The organism is Hymenobacter ruricola, from assembly GCF_015694525.1.
GTDB classification, from domain to species: Bacteria; Bacteroidota; Bacteroidia; order Cytophagales; family Hymenobacteraceae; genus Hymenobacter; species Hymenobacter ruricola.
Window position 1 is genome coordinate 36,807 of sequence record NZ_JADQDM010000008.1, and the last position, 14,668, is coordinate 51,474.

The window sequence follows — 14,668 nt, forward strand, 5'->3', positions numbered from 1 at the left end:
CGAGCCCTCCCGACTCCGCCGGGGTGCTTTAGAGAGCTCTCGCAGGCGCTCCGGGCTGGTCCGGACCGGTTTAGAGAGCTCTCGCAAGGCCTCCCGGCTCGGCCGGGATGCTTTAGAGAGCTCTCGGAAGGGCTCCGGACTGGACCGGAGGGCCTGCGAGAGCTCTCGCAAGGCAACGGGCCGGGGGTTACCTTTGCATAAAAACGCTGTCTATGAATATTTTTACCCCTCGCCTGCGGGCGCTCTTGTTTCTGTTGGTGCTGCTCGGGGCCGGGCCGGCATGGGCCCAGCCCACCTGGCAGTGGGCCACCCAGGGCGTCACGCCGGGCGGGCCGGACGACGCTTACCGCGTCGTTGCCACGGCCGTGGATGGCGCCGGCAACACGGTGGTGGTCGGCAACTTTGAGGGCAGCCTCACGCTCGGCACCACCACTTTGGTGTCCCGGCGGAACTCTGTGGACTATGACAACGACGTCTTCGTGGCGCGCCTGAGCCCCGGCGGGCAATGGCTGCAAGCCGTGAAGGCCACCGCCTCGGACGGGCTGGAAGTGGGCAACGCCGTGGTGGACGCCGCCGGCAACGTGACCATTTCGGGCAACTTCGGCAGTTCTTCCACTACGCCGGGCGCGGGCACCGCCACCTTCGGGGCCATCACCCTCACCGGAACCGGAAACTACAACTTGTTCGTGGCCCGGCTCAGCGCGGCGGGGGTCTGGACGCAGGCGCGGAGCCTGACCAGCGCGGGGACGGGGTACGTAGCGCCCGGGCCGCTGGTGCTCGACGCGGCCGGCAACGCCGTTGTGGTGGGCCAGTTCACCGGCACGCTGGTGGTCGGCAGCAGCACGCTCGTCAACCCCGCCAACGGGTACGACCTGTTCGTGGCCCGGCTCACTCCGGCCGGGCAATGGGTGCAGGCCGTGCAGGCGGCCGGCGCCAACGCCATTGGGTCCGCTTACCCCAAAGCCGCCGCGGTGGACGCCGCGGGCAACCTGGTGGTGGCGGGAAGTTTTAATCGCACGTTCCGTTTCGGCCCCACCCCTCCCCTGGCCAGCGCGGTGGCCGCCAGCGACGACATTTTTGTGGCTCGCTTGAACCCGGCCGGGCAATGGGTGCAGGCCGTGCGGGCCGGCGGGCCGGACATCGACAGCGCCCTAGCTCTGGCCGTGGACGGGGCCGGCAACGCGGTGGTGGGCGGCTACATCGGGGGCGCAGCCACCGGCGGCACCGTCGCGTCCTTTGGCAGCCTGTCGCTCACCAGCGCCGGGCAGCTCGATGCAGTGGTGGCGCGCCTCGACGCCGCCGGCACTTGGACCCAGGCCGTGCGGGCCGGAGGGCCGAACATAGATGCCCTCACCGACCTGGCCCTGGACGGAGCCGGCAACGTGGTGGTGGCCGGGATTTTTGGCATCGACATCAGCCCGGTTTCGAGTGGAGGCACGGCCGACTTTGGCGGCCTCACCATCAGCAGCACCGGCGGGTCCGACGGGTTCGTGGGCCGGCTCAGCGCGGCGGGCCAGTGGCTGCAAGCCGCGCCCGTGGGCGGCCCGCTCGACGACGACATCTTTTTGCTGGCCCTGAGCCCAGACGGAACCGCCACCATCAGCGGCGACTACACGGGTACCGCCACTTTCGGCCCGTTCACCCTCACCCACGCGGGGCCCTACACCACCCCATTTGTGGCCCGGCTGGCGGGCCTGGTCACGGCCGCCCGGGCCGCCACGCCGGCCGAGGTGTTTACCCTCTCCCCCAACCCCGCCACCGCGAACGTGCGCCTGACCTGGCCCGAAGCGGCCGCCACCGCGCGCCCCGTGCTCGTGCTCGATAACCTGGGCCGCGAAGTGCGCCGCCAGGAGTTGCCCGCCCGCGCCACCGCGGCCACGCTGGAGGTGCAGGGACTGGCCCCGGGCCTCTACCTCGTGCGCTGCGGCGCGGCCACCGGCCGGCTCGTGGTGGAGTAAACCGCCCGCATCCCGACAGCAATATCGTTACGCCTCTCCCCTTTCATTTCCTATGCCTCTTTTTACCCTTCGCCTGCGGGCGCTGTTGATTCTGCTGTTGCTGCTCGGGGCCGCCCCGGCCTGGACGCAGCCCACCTGGCAATGGGCCAGCAAAGGGCTGGCCGGTAGCTCGGCCAGCGAGTCGTATGCCACGGCCCTGGCCACCGATGCCGCCGGCAACACCGTCGTGACCGGCAATTTTTACGGCACCCTCACGCTGGGGGCCACCACGCTGGTGAGCGCCGGCAACGCCGACATTTTCGTGGCCCGCCTCGATGCGGCCGGGCAATGGACCCAGGCGGCGCGGGCCGGGGGCGCGGGCAACGATTTTCCCCACGGCCTGCTGGTCGAAGCCAGCGGCGCGGTGGCGGTGGTGGGCGAGTTTGCGGGCACGGCCAGCTTTGGCGGGCTGGCCCTGACCAGCGCGGGCGGGGCCGATGCCTTCGTGGCCCGGCTGGGCACGGGCGGCCAGTGGACGCAGGCCGTGCGGGCCGGCGGCGCGGGGGCCGATGCCGCCTACGGCGCGGCCCCCGGCGGCCCGAGCGATTTGCTGATTGCGGGCAATTTTGAAGGCAGCGCCGGGTTCGGCTCGCTGCCGCTCAGCAGCGCGGGCGGGTCCGACGTGTTTGTGGCCCGCCTCACCCCGGGCGGCACCTGGAGCCAGGCGGCGCGGGCGGGCGGCGGCAGCAGCGACTACTGCTACGGCCTGGCCGTGGATGCCGGCGGCAACGCTTTCGTGGCGGGCTACTTCCTCAACACGGCCGATTTCGGGGCCACCATCCTGACCAGTGCGGGCGGCCCCGACGCCTTTGTGGCCCGGCTCAACCCCTCCCTGCAGTGGACGCAGGCCGTGCGGGCCGGCGGCGCCGACAACGACTTTGGCATGGCCCTGCGCCTTGACGCGGCGGGCAATGTCGTGCTGGCGGGGTATTTCAATGGCAGTGCCGCTTTCGGGGCCACTGCCCTAACCAGCGCGGGCGGCCCCGACGTATTTGTGGCCCGGCTCAGCCCCACCTTGCAGTGGACGCAGGCCGTGCGGGCCGGCGGCACCAACAACGACGTAGCGCTGGCCCTGGCCGTGGACGCGGCGGGGACGGCCACCGTGGCCGGCGTGTTTCGGGGCAGCACCGCGTTTGGCGCCACCAGCCTGGCCAGCGCCGGGGGCAACGACGTCTTCGTGGCTCGCCTAAACCCTGCCGGGCAGTGGATGCAAGCCGTGCAGGGCGGCGGCTCTGAGGAAGATTACGCCTACGCCCTGACCACGAATGGCTCCGAAGCCACCGTTTCGGGCTATTTCATGGGCAATGCCACGCGCTTCGGCAGCACCACGCTGCCGGGCAGTGGCCCCAGCATTCAGGTGGCGTACGTGGCCCACCTCACGGGCCTGGTCACGGCCGCCCGCGCCGCCGCCCCGGCCGAAGTCTTCACCCTCGCCCCCAACCCCGCCGCTACCCAGGTGCGCCTGAGCTGGCCCGAAGCCACGGCCGCCCCGCGCCCTGTGCTGGTGCTGGACAACCTGGGCCGCGAAGTGCGCCGCCAGCTGCTGCCCGCTCGCGCCACTTCGGTCGCCCTCGACGTGCAGGCCCTGGCGCCCGGCCTCTACTTTGTGCGCTGCGGCGCGGCCACCGGCAAGCTGGTGGTGGAATAAACCACCCGCCCCGCCCGCCGTATCCCGGCCATGCCTGAGTTCACCGCCGGCCGTCCCACGCCCCTCGCCCTGCGCCTGCCCGACGGCCGCCGCCTGGGCCTGACGCGCTACGGCAACCCCGCGCACCGGCCAGTAGTGTTCCACCACGGCTTCGGCTCTTCCGGCCTGGAGCTGCCCGATGAGCCGGCCCTGCTGGCCCGCCGGCAGCTGCAGATTGTGGCCTTCGACCGGCCCGGCGTGGGGCAGTCCAGCGTGTATCGGCCGCTCACGTTTTCGTCGTTTGCCGATGACGTGGCGGCGGCGCTCGATGCGCTCGACATTCCGGGGCCGGTGGGCGTGATGGGCTGGTCCGTGGGCGGCGTGCACGCGCTGGCGCTGGCGGCGCGGCACCCGGCGCGGGTGGCGGCGGTGCAGTTGCTCAGCACCTGCCTGCCGCTGGGCGAGCCCGCCGCCTACCGCCGCCTCTCCCGCACCTGGAAACTGCTGCGCTGGGGCCAGACGGCCTTCCCGTGGGCCAACCGCACCACCTTCCTGTGGTTGAGCCGGCAGTGGGCGCGCCGGCCCGATGCCGCCATCGACTGGTTTATTCGCCTCATGCGCGCAGAAGAAGCCCGCGTCACGGCCCGCTACCGGGCCCTGCTGCGCGATGCCGCCGTGCAGGGATTCGCCAACCACGGCCGCGGCGTGTACGACGATGCCCAAGCCTGGTGCCGCCGGCCCGGCTTCCGCATTGAGGACGTGCACGCGCCCGTGCGCCTCTGGCACGGCGCCGATGACGGCGTGTGGGCGCCCGGCAACATTCCTTACGTGGCCGGGCGGCTGCCCCGGGCCACGGTGCAGCTGCTGCCGCAGCAGGGCCACATGCTGTATCTGGAAAACTGGCCGGCCATTCTGGAAGAAATGAGCGGGCTGCTGCCGGCCCTGGTGCCGCCTTTATAGCGCGCGCGGCCCGCACCGGCAGAACTAATTGCCCGTTTAACGTTCTTTGGCCTATGAACCGCTGCCAACGGCGCGGGAACGCGCCAGCTACCGTGTTGGCGCTACATTCAGCCTTTGCCCTTGAACCCCTACCTCCAGCAAATCATTGACAACCCCATGGCTTCCGCGGCCATTGTGGGCAATCTGGTCATCATCGAAAGCCTGCTGTCGGTGGACAACGCCGCCGTGCTGGCCACCATGGTGGGCGACCTGCCCCGCGAACAGCGCCAGAAAGCCCTGCGCTACGGCATTTTTGGGGCGTATATTTTCCGGGGGCTGTGCATCTTGTTTGCGTCGTTTCTCATCCAGTTCTGGTTTCTGAAACCCCTGGGCGGGCTCTACCTGCTGTATCTGGTGTACGGCCATTTCAAGGCCCGCCCCGCGCCCGACGAGGAGGTCATCGTCAAGGAAAAAAGCTGGTTTTATCGCAACACGCTCGGCTTGTTCGGCAAGTTCTGGGCCACCGTGGCCCTGATTGAGCTGATGGATTTGGCCTTTTCCATCGACAACGTGTTTGCCGTGGTGGCCTTCACCGACAACCTGATTCTGATTTGCGCGGGCGTGTTCATCGGCATTCTGGCCATGCGGCTGGTGGCGCAGGCCTTCGTGCTGCTCATGGGCAAGTACCCGTTTCTGGAAACGGCCGCCTTCGTGGTCATCGCCCTGCTGGGGCTCAAGCTGTTGCTGTCGCTGCTGAGCCATTTCCTGCCCGGCCACCCCGTGAGCGAGGCCCTGGAAAGCGAAGCCGCCGACGTGGCCCTCACCGTGCTCACGGTGGCCTGCTTCCTGGTGCCATGGGCCACGTCGCTGCTGTTCAACGTGCCCCGGCGGCCGGGGGGAGCCAAGGGTTAAGCATTGGGGCGCCTGTCATTCTGAGCGCAGCGAAGAACCTTCTCACGGTAGAACAGCTTGCAGTATTTACATGATTACTGCTTAATCGTTTAGCCGTGAGAAGGTTCTTCGCTGCGCTCAGGATGACAGGCGCCCTTAACCGCCACTTCTTAACTCAAATGCTCCAGCATGTCGGCCGTCATCTTGTCCAGGTCAAAATCGGGCTGCCAGCCCCAGTCCTGCCGGGCCTTGGAGTCGTCGATGCTGGCGGGCCAGGAGTTGGCAATCTGCTGGCGGCCGTCGGGCTTGTAAGTGACTTCAAAGCCGGGCAGGTGCTGCTGGATGCTGGCCGTGATTTCGGCCGGCGAGAAGCTCATGGCGCCCAGGTTGTAGCTGGTGCGCACCTTGATTTGCTCGGCCGGGGCGTGCATGAGGTCCAGCGTGGCCTTGAGGGCGTCGGGCATGTACATCATGGGCAAATACGTGTTTTCTTCGAGGAAGCACTCGTAGGTTGAGCCGGCCACGGCCTTGTGGTAGATGTCCACGGCGTAGTCGGTGGTGCCGCCGCCGGGCAGGCTCTTGTAGCCGATGAGGCCGGGGTAGCGCAGGCTGCGCACGTCCAGGCCGTGCTTGCGGTGGTACCACTCGCACCACTGCTCGCCGGCCAGCTTGCTGATGCCGTACACCGTGTTGGGGTTCATGATGGTGACCTGCGGCGTGTGCTCGCGCGGCGTGTCGGGCCCGAACACGGCAATGGAGCTGGGCCAGTACACTTGGGCCACGCCGTGGGCCACGGCCGCTTCGAGCACGATGAGCAGGCCGTCCATGTTCAGCTGCCAGCCGAAAAGCGGGTTTTTCTCGGCCGTGGCCGAGAGCAGAGCCGCGAGGTGGTAAATCTGTTTGGGCCGGTACTGGCGAATGAGCTTGTCAAGGCGGGTGCGGTCGAGCACGTCGAGCAGCTCGAAGGGGCCGTCGGCCAGCAGTTCGGGGTTCTTGGGGGGGCGCACGTCGGCGGCCACCACGCAGTGGGGGGCGTAGCGCTGGCGCAGGGCCGCCACCAGCTCCAGGCCCAGCTGGCCGCAGGCGCCAATGACCAGCACGGAGCCGGGTAAAACAGTAGTAGCGGGGTCGCCGGAAGTGGGGGTCATATGGGGAGAATAAGTGGGGTGGGAAGCCGGAATGGGCGCAAAGATACCGGCCTTGCCGTAGCCCAACCGTGGCGGGCTACGTAGTAGCATCTTCCACGTTGCCCGTGCCCCTCCCCCGGGGCGGTTCTTTCCATGCCCGAACCCACACCCCTCTACTCGCTGATTTACCGCAGCCAGGCCTCCCGCGCCGTGCACGAAGTCACCCTGACGTCGCTGCTGCGCAAGGCCCGCCTCTACAATCAGCAAGCCCGCATCACCGGCCTGCTGCTCTTCGCCAAAGGGCAGTTTTTGCAGCTGCTGGAAGGCCCTGAATCCGCCCTCAGCGACTTGTACGCCCGCATCAACGACGACCCGCGGCACTACGACGTGCGCACGCTCAGCTACGGGCCCATCGAGGCCCGCTCGTTTCCGCTCGCGCCCCTGGCCTACAAGTTCGTCGAAGCTGCTTTCATTGAAAAAGTGGCCGGTTGCGTGCCCCTGCCCGCCGACATCGGCCTCACGGCCGGCCCGTGCAAGGAAGTGAGCCAGTTGCTGCGCAGCTTCGCCCAGGACCGCGCCGCCGAATCGTAGGCGGCAGCCTCGCAGCCGGGGCCCGGCGGTATCTTCGGCCCGATGAGTAACCGACTGCTTTTCCTGGTATTGGGGCTGAGCGCGCTGCTGGGCCGCCCGGCCGCCCGCGCCCAAACGGCCCCCGCCCCGCCCTACCGCAACTTGGTGATGGAGGGCGGCGGCATCCGGGGCATTGCCTACGGCGGGGCGCTGCAGGAGCTGGAGCAGCGCGGGGTGCTGGCGGGCATCCGGCGGGTAGGCGGCACCTCGGCCGGAGCCGTTCAGGCGGCGCTGCTGGCCGTGGGGTATTCGGCGCAGGAAATCATCGACGTGGTGAACGCCACGCCCGTGCAACGGCTCAACGACGGCCGGTTCATCTTTTTCGGGGGCACGCACCGGCTCATCACGCAGTACGGCTGGTACCGGGGCGACGAGTTTGCCCGCTACTTCGGCGAGCTAGTGGCCCGCAAAACCCAGCGGCCCAACCTCACGCTGGCCGAACTGCACGAGCTGGCGCAAAAAGAGCCCGGCCGCTACCGCGACCTCTACACCACCGGCACCAACCTCACCCAGCAGCGCGTGCAGGTGTTCAGCTACGAAACCAACCCCGCCATGCGCGTGGCCGACGCCGTGCGCATCAGCATGAGCATTCCGCTGTATTTCCGGGCCGTGCTGCTCGATGCCCATGGCAACGTGGTGACGGGCAACCCCGCCCCCGGCCAGCCCGTGCAGGTGCTGGTGGACGGCGGCCTGCTGGCCAACTATCCCATCGATTTGTTCGACTACCCGCGCTACCTGCCCGCCGGCTTCACCGGGCCGCCCGACGCGCGCGGCCACGTCTTCAACTCCGAAACCCTGGGCCTGCGCCTCGACCGCGCCGAGCAGATTCCGTTGGATGCGGCGCCCACCGGCCGTCAGCAGCTGGCGCCCTACGACATTCAGGATTTCAACTCCTACATGGCCGCGCTCTACACCGTGGCCCTCGAAAACCTCAACCCCGTGCAGCCCGCCGACCGGGTGCGCACCGTAAGCATCGACTTCCTGAACTTCAGCCCCAAAATCAAGCGCGTGACCGATGCGCAGAAGCAGCAGCTGATGGACAGCGGACGCAGGGGCGTGCGGGCGTTTCTGGCGCGGCAAGAAGGAAGATAATTGTGTAACAACGCGCCGGCGACGACGATAACACCCTCATGAAAAGTGATTCCTTTCGTTCATGAGTTTAAAAACAGGAGCAGGCACTGCTGCTTTGTTGCTGCTGGTTGTGGTGCTGCCACTGCTGCTGAGCACCGGTGAATATTTCCGCAATCAAAAGCTCGCCCAGCCAGTCGTTCGGTTTGTATACAGACCTTGGCGCGACATGAGCTTCTGGTGGACGTTGTTGCAGACTTTTTACGGGTTGGCGTTGCTTGTAGGAGCGGGTTTCACGGCGGTCAAGTCAGGAGTCAACCCACTTACTTTTATTGCAGACACGTTGCTTTTGCTGGTGGCTTGGCGTTGTTTTCCGGCTATTTGCTTGTGGTGGGCATACTGGCAATGGGATGGCCGGGCTTTCCTTCGCTTCGACCGGGCGAGAAGAGAAATAACCTATACCAATCGGGAAATCAACTTCACTTTTTCAGTGTCGGAAATCGAACGATTTGTTCGTTGTACTCCCGCTGCAACCCGGGCTGCGAGTGCTGACTATAGCTATGCAATTCTTTACCTCACGAATGCCCGTGAACTGCGGGTGACTTCGTTGCTGTGCGATGCAATTGACTGGCTATCCGTGTTGCCAGCCGTCAAAGCCGAAGTCATCAACCAACGATTTGCATGGTTGCCCACGGATTCTAAGTTCAAAAAGTTTTTCAGCCCTTTTTCCAGCTAACAGCCAACTAAAACAATAAGGGTGCAACGGCTTAAAGCCGTTGCACCCCTTCGTTTCATACCGCGGCCAAAATCTGACTACGCCGTGCGGAAGCCCGTAGCTTGGCGAATGTTGCGCTCGTTGCCGGTGGCCGGGTCGGCGTAGGAATGGTCGCCCACTTCCACCGACAGGCGCTTGCCGACCAGTTGCTTGGTGTCGAGGTCTTTGCCGGCTTCGGGCTTGATGCCCACGGCCGAGTACAATTGGAGAATGATGGGGTGGCCGGCTTCGGAATTGTAGAAGCGCTGCGTCACAAATCCGTCTTCGTTTTCCATGTGCGCGGCGAAAAACGGCACGTTCTGGTGCTCGCTCACGCCTTCTTCGATGCCGGTGATTTCGACCGTGTGGCGGCCGTCGGGCAGGAAGCCTTTTTCCTGGCCTTTGTCAACTGCGATTTTCATAACACTAAATTTTTTGGGAGATAAAAGCTAACTTATTTAGTCTAACGAGAAGCCCGCGCCAGGGTTGCATGAGGGGCGGCCAAAAGTGCCGTGTAGCTTTGCGCGCACTTGCCGGCGCTTCTCCGGCTTACCTTAAGTTACCATGCGAAACGGCTGCCTCTTGCTCCTGCTGGCCTTTGCCGGGCTGACCACCGCCCGCGCGCAAACGCCGGCCGCCTTTGCCCTGCCCCACGGCCTGCGCCTGACCGTGCGGGGCCACGCCGCCGTCATCACCGACGCGAAAGGCGGCGTGGTGGCTCGCAACAACCGCCTCATTCGGCAGGCCGAAGACCGCACCGACTGCCCCGCCGACGGGTTCCGCACGGTGGTGGTCAAGGGCAATTTCTTCACCATTGAGCAGCAAAACTGCGGCGGCTGGTTTTTTATCAACGAGTACGTCACCTTCAAATACGTGCCGGCCTCGGGCCGCATTCAGCTGCACAAGTTCGGGCAGACGTTCATCGACCGGCGCGACCCCAATGCGGACATGCCCAACCAGGTCCTGACCGAAAAGCAATTTGGCCAACTCACCTTTGGGCTCGTCGACCTGGAAGCGCTCTACGCCCTGCCGGCGCCCACTAAGTAAGCCCGCCTCAAGCCCCGCTGCCGGCGGGCGCCACAACTCCCGGCCCGCCGGTATCTTTGGCTTCCCGGTTTCCACTTCCCACCGCCCACCCTATGTACGCCACCCTCCAGCCCGACCTCACCCAGCAGCTTCAGGAAATAAAAGACGCCGGCCTTTTCAAGAAGGAGCGCATCATCACCTCGCCCCAGGGCGCCGAGATTGAAACCAACGAAGCCGGCGAAGTGCTGAACTTCTGCGCCAACAACTACCTGGGCCTGAGCTCGCACCCCGAGGTCATCAAGGCCGCCAAGGAAGCCATCGACTCGCACGGCTACGGCATGTCGTCGGTGCGCTTCATCTGCGGCACGCAGGACATTCACAAGCAGCTGGAAGCCAAGCTGGCCGAGTTTCTGGGCACGGAGGACACCATTCTCTACGCCGCCGCCTTCGACGCCAACGGCGGGGTGTTCGAGCCGCTGTTTAACGAGCAGGACGCCATTATTTCCGACGCCCTGAACCACGCCAGCATCATCGACGGCGTGCGCCTGTGCAAGGCCCAGCGCTACCGCTACCAGCACAACGACATGGCCGACCTGGAAAAGCAGCTCCAGGACGCCCAGGCCAAGGGCACGCGCCACCGCATCATCGTGACGGACGGCTCGTTCTCCATGGACGGCACCATCGCGCAGCTCGATAAAATCTGCGACCTCGCCGACAAATACCAGGCCCTGGTGATGGTGGACGAGTGCCACTCCTCTGGCTTTTTGGGCAAAACCGGGCGCGGCACCCACGAAATGCGCGGCGTGATGGGCCGCATCGACATCATCACCGGCACGCTGGGCAAGGCGCTGGGCGGGGCCATGGGCGGCTTCACTTCGGGCCGCAAGGAAATCATCGACATGCTGCGCCAGCGCAGCCGCCCGTATTTGTTCTCCAACACGCTGGCGCCCGCCATCGTGGGCGCCTCGCTGCGCGTGCTGGAGCTGCTGACGGAAAGCACTAAGCTGCGCGACCAGCTTGAGGAAAACACCCAGTACTTCCGCGAGAAGATGACGGCCGCCGGCTTCGACATCCGCCCCGGCCAGCACCCCATCGTGCCCGTGATGCTCTACGACGCCAAGCTGGCCCAGGAATTCGCGGCCAAAATGCTCGACAAGGGCATCTACGTGGTGGGTTTCTACTACCCGGTGGTGCCGCAGGGCCAGGCCCGCATCCGGGTGCAGCTTTCGGCCGGCCACACCCGCGCCCACCTCGACAAGGCCATTGCCGCATTCATTGCAGTGGGCAAGGAACTGGGCACGCTCAAGGAACCGGGCGCGGCGCAGTCCGGCGCCGGGCAGGTGGTGACGAACACGCCGTGAGGCTGAAAGCGGCCGTTTTTGAGCAAGCCCCGATTATTTCGGGGCTTGCTCAAATTCTTTGATGATGTCAGGCAGCTCCGGCGTTGGCGTGCTCATTTTGGCGGGGGAAGTGCCTCTCATTCTGGCCGCAGCCTCGTTTAGGGGCTGAAGAGCTTCGTTCAGGGCTTTCTCGGCTTGCATGCGCTTGTGAGCCGCTTGGGCAAAGTCCTGCTTTTGAGCCGCCTTGCTGGCTTCGTCCAGTAGGTCGTGAACGGCTTTTACTCGTTTCTGGTACGTTATTACCTGCGTGCCCAATGCTCCGTAGCCCACGGGCAGCGCCTTGGCTTTCGCCTTTAGTGCCTCCACGCTGCTGATGAATTTCTGGAGGCGCGCCTGCTCGTCGGGCACGGCCATGAGGTAGCCCAGCGTCACCAGTTCGAGGCGGTCGTAGCGCTGCTGCCGTTCCACCCGCCGGGCACCCGGAGTTGGCTGTCGCGATTCGGTGCGGTTGAACAAGGTGATAATGGGAATGTCGATGGTGACTCCCGCGTTGAAGCGCATGGAATTTAAGAACGGAGCGGAGCCCGCCGTTTTCAGCCCAGTCGTGTCCAACTGCCGCAGTTGCGGCGTGAACTGGGCCCCGGCAAACACTGAAATGGGCGTATTGCGGAACCCGTGGATGGCAAATACGCCCGGCGCGAATACGTGCCGGAAATCAACATTCTGCGGCACGGTGCTGGTTTGCGAGTCTTTGAGGCGTAGGAGTACCGGGACGCCCAAATCGACCACCGACACGAACAAGCTGAACGCCGAGCCCGTGAGGTAGCTTTCCTGGCCAGTGGCGTTGTAGTAGCGGTAGGCCTGGTCGACCCGGCCGAGGCGCTTGGCGTACCGCCCCGAGGTGGGGTGCTGCAGGGCGTTCAGGCGGGCTTGTTGGGCTGCCCCGCGCCAGCCCCAGCTGAACGCCAGCCCGATGGGGGCACTGAAACCCACGTTGGACCGCCACGGGGTGCTCGGCACCACGGCTGCCGCATCGGCCGGGACCGAAGTGCGTTCCAACCCGCCCGTTACGCCGCCGAACGCATTGAGGGTAAGGCTGCTGAAGCTGCGTCGCTTCACGCTGGAGCTGCCCACGGGCAGGGCCGCGGCTTCGAGGGCGGCACGCACGTCGTCGGGGTTTTTAGCCTGGGCCAGCGCCGCCATGAAGCCCCCGTAGCGGACTATCTGCGGGAGGCTGCGCAGGCGGGTATCCGCGGCTTGCGTAGCCGAGAGCTGTGCCACGAGTTCGGCGGGGTCCGTGGTTTTGGTGCCGGCGGTGGGCGCCGTCGAAACGGGTGAGAGCGTGAGCAGCACCACTTCCAGAAAGTTTGAGATGGTGACGCCGTAATCGCCGCGGTCAGCGGCCACGTAGCCTTCCAGCAGAGCCCGACTCACTTTGTTGAGGGTGGGCAGCACGGCCAAAAACTGCTGGGTTTTGCTGCTAACGGGCAGGATGTTGCCGGCCACGAAATCCAGGCTTTGCTGCACGGTCTGGTAAAGCGGCACAAAATCGTCGGCGCGCAGCCGGGAGGTGGCGCCGGCCGCGTCGGTGGGGGCCTTCAGCCGCTGCACCTGCTGCTCCAGTTCGGTGCTCAAATTCACGAAGCCCAGCGCTACTTCCCGGAACTTCTCGCCGCCTCGTTCGTGCATCAGCTTGAAGTAAGGGTGCGCGGGCAGGGGCACCGGCCCAAGGCTGGCCACAAACGGCAGCCGGCTGACGCGCTGCCACACCAGGCCGGTGAAGAAACGCTGCGTTTGGGCCTCGGTGAGCAGGGGCGTCAGAGTCGCGCGCAGTTGCCAGGCTCGGGTCAGGCTTCCATCATCCAGCAGCGCATCCGACAACACTTTCGACACTTGCAAAGCCTCCTGAATGGGATATTTGCTGGCGTTGATTTCCGCCGCGAAGGCCGTGGTCACGTCGTTTTGCAGATAGGAAATCAGGTCGGCCGGGTGCGTGCCGTGGGCCAGGTAATGCACCGCGCGCGTGGCCACGTAAGAATAGCGCAGCACTTGCCCCGACGTGGACGCCTCCCGCAACTGGCGCTGGTAAAACTTTTGGGTCCGTAGCATTTCGCTGTAGCTGAAGAGCAGTTCCCGCAGGTCGTGCTCGAACGTGCCGCGCAGCGTTTGCACCAGCGTGCCGTAATCGGCCGTGCCGCTGGTGAGCAGGCGGGCCGTGCTTGGAAACAGCAGCTGCAGTTCCACGTAGGTGGTGTCGTGCAGCAGGGCCGCGAAGTGCTGAAAAAACGCGGCATTCACTTCCTGCTTCAGCCGGTCGGCCAGGAAGTCGGCGGTGCCCACCACAATGTCGGATTGCAGCGAACCCGTGCTCTGCCGCGGACGGCTGGAGCCTTGCGTGGCCACCGGCGAGGGCGGGGGCAGCCCCAGGCCGGGCGTAGAAAACGAAACCGGCGCATTCAGCGCATTTTGGACATCAAAGGAAATCTGACGGTCGGGCTGTGCCACGTGAGCCGCCTTGTCGCGCAAAACCGCCGCCAGCGCTTTGTTTTCCACAAACCGGCTCCACAGCAGCAGGCTATCGGCGCCCAGCTTCAGCAGCACGGGCTTTTCACCCCAGAAATGTTGCACCTCGCGTTCCAACTGTTCTTTTGCCAGCCTCAAAAACACGCTTCTTACCAGCTCGGGCGCCTGCTTCGCCGTATCGGCGGGGGCACACGCCACTTTGTAAGCCCCGAACAGGCCAGCGGCCCGTCTGGCCGAATCGGCGCGGTTGGTGGCAGGGCGCAGGGCCAACCCAGCGGCCCGTTCCAGCGCGGCCCTCACTTGGGCAGCCGCCTTGCTTTCCGCATCCTTTGCCTCAAGGGCCAGCCGAATGCGGTTACCATTCTGCACCCCCCGCGCCCACCGGTTGAACATTGTGTCCATGGCCGTGGCCAAGAGTGGATTTCTCTGATAAGCTTTTCGCAGTTTCACCACGGTGGTCACGCCCGAATCCGTCGGCGTATTGGTGGCCAATACCTGAAAAAAGCCCTGGCTGGCCTCTAGTAGCTTGGTTTCTTGTTGCCCTGCCCCAGTCCCAACACGAATCAGACTATCGGAGCGGGAATAGAAAACGTGCAGTGAATGCGCCATCCGCACCGCATTTTGCCCATAGCTGGCGAGCGGCAGCCACAACAGGCACCATCCAATTGCCAAAAAGTATAGTTTCTTCATAGGTAGAACGTTAAGAGCCTTACTATTTTCTTCCCACACACCACTTGGCCACAATA

12 protein-coding genes are annotated in these 14,668 nt (G+C 65.3%); 9 read left to right on the top strand and 3 right to left on the bottom strand.

Annotation, left to right across the window (positions count from 1 at the left end; translation table 11 throughout):
• Nucleotides 1-212 precede the first annotated feature (212 nt).
• The 4 genes from I2H31_RS15795 (at nt 213) to I2H31_RS15810 (ending at nt 5,475) form a co-directional block, all read left to right on the top strand.
• Complete coding sequence (locus I2H31_RS15795; RefSeq protein WP_196294015.1) at nt 213-1,958, top strand: hypothetical protein; 1,746 nt, start codon at nt 213-215, stop codon at nt 1,956-1,958.
• A gap of 52 nt (nt 1,959-2,010) precedes the next feature.
• The gene (locus I2H31_RS15800) at nt 2,011-3,645 is read left to right on the top strand and encodes a T9SS type A sorting domain-containing protein (protein ID WP_196294016.1); all 1,635 of its coding nucleotides are present in this window, start codon (nt 2,011-2,013) and stop codon (nt 3,643-3,645) included.
• 30 nt (nt 3,646-3,675) lie between these two features.
• Nucleotides 3,676-4,584, top strand: a complete 909-nt coding sequence (locus tag I2H31_RS15805; RefSeq protein WP_196294017.1) for an alpha/beta fold hydrolase — start codon at nt 3,676-3,678, stop codon at nt 4,582-4,584.
• Between the two features lie 120 nt (nt 4,585-4,704).
• Nucleotides 4,705-5,475: a DUF475 domain-containing protein gene (locus I2H31_RS15810; protein WP_230687859.1), complete on the top strand. Its 771-nt coding sequence runs from the start codon at nt 4,705-4,707 to the stop codon at nt 5,473-5,475.
• 149 nt (nt 5,476-5,624) lie between these two features.
• Here I2H31_RS15810 and I2H31_RS15815 read toward each other — a convergent pair whose 3' ends face one another.
• Entirely contained in the window at nt 5,625-6,602 is a 978-nt protein-coding gene (locus I2H31_RS15815) for an NAD-dependent epimerase/dehydratase family protein (RefSeq protein ID WP_196294018.1), read from the bottom strand.
• A gap of 132 nt (nt 6,603-6,734) precedes the next feature.
• Between I2H31_RS15815 and I2H31_RS15820 the strand changes: the two genes are divergently transcribed.
• From I2H31_RS15820 to I2H31_RS15830, 3 genes are all read left to right on the top strand, one after another.
• Complete coding sequence (locus tag I2H31_RS15820) at nt 6,735-7,172, top strand: BLUF domain-containing protein (protein WP_196294019.1); 438 nt, start codon at nt 6,735-6,737, stop codon at nt 7,170-7,172.
• A gap of 42 nt (nt 7,173-7,214) precedes the next feature.
• Complete coding sequence (locus I2H31_RS15825) at nt 7,215-8,303, top strand: patatin-like phospholipase family protein (RefSeq protein WP_196294020.1); 1,089 nt, start codon at nt 7,215-7,217, stop codon at nt 8,301-8,303.
• Nucleotides 8,304-8,364: 61 nt separating this feature from the next.
• Entirely contained in the window at nt 8,365-9,015 is a 651-nt protein-coding gene (locus tag I2H31_RS15830) for a hypothetical protein (RefSeq protein ID WP_196294021.1), read from the top strand.
• Between the two features lie 77 nt (nt 9,016-9,092).
• Here the strand turns inward: I2H31_RS15830 and I2H31_RS15835 are convergent, their stop codons facing one another.
• Complete coding sequence (locus I2H31_RS15835) at nt 9,093-9,455, bottom strand: hypothetical protein (protein ID WP_196294022.1); 363 nt, start codon at nt 9,453-9,455, stop codon at nt 9,093-9,095.
• A gap of 142 nt (nt 9,456-9,597) precedes the next feature.
• Here I2H31_RS15835 and I2H31_RS15840 point away from each other — a divergent pair, with 142 nt between their 5' ends.
• Nucleotides 9,598-10,080: a hypothetical protein gene (locus I2H31_RS15840; protein WP_196294023.1), complete on the top strand. Its 483-nt coding sequence runs from the start codon at nt 9,598-9,600 to the stop codon at nt 10,078-10,080.
• A 92-nt stretch (nt 10,081-10,172) separates the two neighbouring features.
• On the top strand, nt 10,173-11,420 hold the full coding sequence (gene kbl, locus I2H31_RS15845; RefSeq protein WP_196294024.1) for a glycine C-acetyltransferase: 1,248 nt from the start codon (nt 10,173-10,175) through the stop codon (nt 11,418-11,420).
• A 33-nt stretch (nt 11,421-11,453) separates the two neighbouring features.
• Here the strand turns inward: kbl and I2H31_RS15850 are convergent, their stop codons facing one another.
• Complete coding sequence (locus I2H31_RS15850) at nt 11,454-14,324, bottom strand: hypothetical protein (protein WP_196294025.1); 2,871 nt, start codon at nt 14,322-14,324, stop codon at nt 11,454-11,456.
• Nucleotides 14,325-14,668: the final 344 nt, after the last annotated feature.

Coding starts and splice junctions, on each gene's coding strand:
- kbl (WP_196294024.1), top strand. CDS start 10,173: ATGTACGCCACCCTCCAGCCCGACCTCACCCAGCAGCTTCAGGAAATA.
- I2H31_RS15825 (WP_196294020.1), top strand. CDS start 7,215: ATGAGTAACCGACTGCTTTTCCTGGTATTGGGGCTGAGCGCGCTGCTG.
- I2H31_RS15840 (WP_196294023.1), top strand. CDS start 9,598: ATGCGAAACGGCTGCCTCTTGCTCCTGCTGGCCTTTGCCGGGCTGACC.
- I2H31_RS15820 (WP_196294019.1), top strand. CDS start 6,735: ATGCCCGAACCCACACCCCTCTACTCGCTGATTTACCGCAGCCAGGCC.
- I2H31_RS15795 (WP_196294015.1), top strand. CDS start 213: ATGAATATTTTTACCCCTCGCCTGCGGGCGCTCTTGTTTCTGTTGGTG.
- I2H31_RS15815 (WP_196294018.1), bottom strand. CDS start 6,602: ATGACCCCCACTTCCGGCGACCCCGCTACTACTGTTTTACCCGGCTCC.
- I2H31_RS15830 (WP_196294021.1), top strand. CDS start 8,365: ATGAGTTTAAAAACAGGAGCAGGCACTGCTGCTTTGTTGCTGCTGGTT.
- I2H31_RS15805 (WP_196294017.1), top strand. CDS start 3,676: ATGCCTGAGTTCACCGCCGGCCGTCCCACGCCCCTCGCCCTGCGCCTG.
- I2H31_RS15835 (WP_196294022.1), bottom strand. CDS start 9,455: ATGAAAATCGCAGTTGACAAAGGCCAGGAAAAAGGCTTCCTGCCCGAC.
- I2H31_RS15800 (WP_196294016.1), top strand. CDS start 2,011: ATGCCTCTTTTTACCCTTCGCCTGCGGGCGCTGTTGATTCTGCTGTTG.
- I2H31_RS15850 (WP_196294025.1), bottom strand. CDS start 14,324: ATGGACACAATGTTCAACCGGTGGGCGCGGGGGGTGCAGAATGGTAAC.